Raw genomic sequence first — 818 nt, 5'->3', positions numbered from 1 at the left:
CCCGCCCGGCCGCCCGGCCGCCGTTGGACGAGCGGGCCGCCGCCACCGCGACCCCCGCCCTGCGCGCGCTCTACGACCAGCGGATCGACTGGCGGCGCTGCCCCGACGAGGACGGCGCCGACCCGGACGCGGCCGTCGTGCAGTGCGCCACCCTCAAGGTCCCGCTCGACTACGCCGACCCGGGCGGCCGCACCGTCGACGTCGCCCTCGCCATGGTGCCCGCCGCCGACCGGAAGCAGCGGATCGGCGCCCTGCTGCTCAACCCCGGCGGCCCCGGCAACTCCGGCGTCGACATGGTCCGTTGGGGCTGGAAGGGCTACCAGGGGCCGCTGCACGACCGGTACGACCTGGTCGGCTTCGACCCGCGCGGCGCCGGGGACACCACCCCCGTCCACTGCCTGGACGACCGCACCCGCGACCAGTGGGACGCCACCGACGACCCGGCCTACGACCACGGCCGGATCCTCGCCGAGGCCTGCCGCGCCCGGCACGCCGACCTGCTCCCGCACCTCGGCACCCGCGACACCGCCCGCGACCTCGACGTGCTGCGCGGCGCCCTCGGCGAACGCAGGCTGGACTTCCTCGGCTTCTCCTACGGCACCCACCTCGGCGCCCGCTACGCCGAGGAGTTCCCCGAACGCACCGGCCGGCTCGTCCTCGACGGAGCCGTCGACCACAGCGTCCCCGCGACGCGGCTCGGCATCGAGCAGGCCGTTGCAGCCGAGGCCGGGCTCCGGGCCTTCGCCGCCGCCTGCGCCACCGAGGACGGGCCGGCCTGCCCGCTCGGCGCAGACCCGGCCGCCGCCCCGCAGCGCCTC

General features: G+C 77.9%; 1 protein-coding gene. It reads left to right on the top strand.

From position 1 onward, the window contains the following. Positions 1 to 818 (top strand): alpha/beta fold hydrolase (locus KS423_RS46460; RefSeq protein WP_224285657.1); only part of this gene is annotated, 818 nt, incomplete at both ends.

Source organism: Streptomyces sp. LS1784, from assembly GCF_020103755.1.
In the GTDB taxonomy this organism is placed as follows: Bacteria; Actinomycetota; Actinomycetes; order Streptomycetales; family Streptomycetaceae; genus Kitasatospora.
Note: the sequence above shows the minus strand (reverse complement) of the source record. Positions and strands in the feature narration are given on the sequence as shown.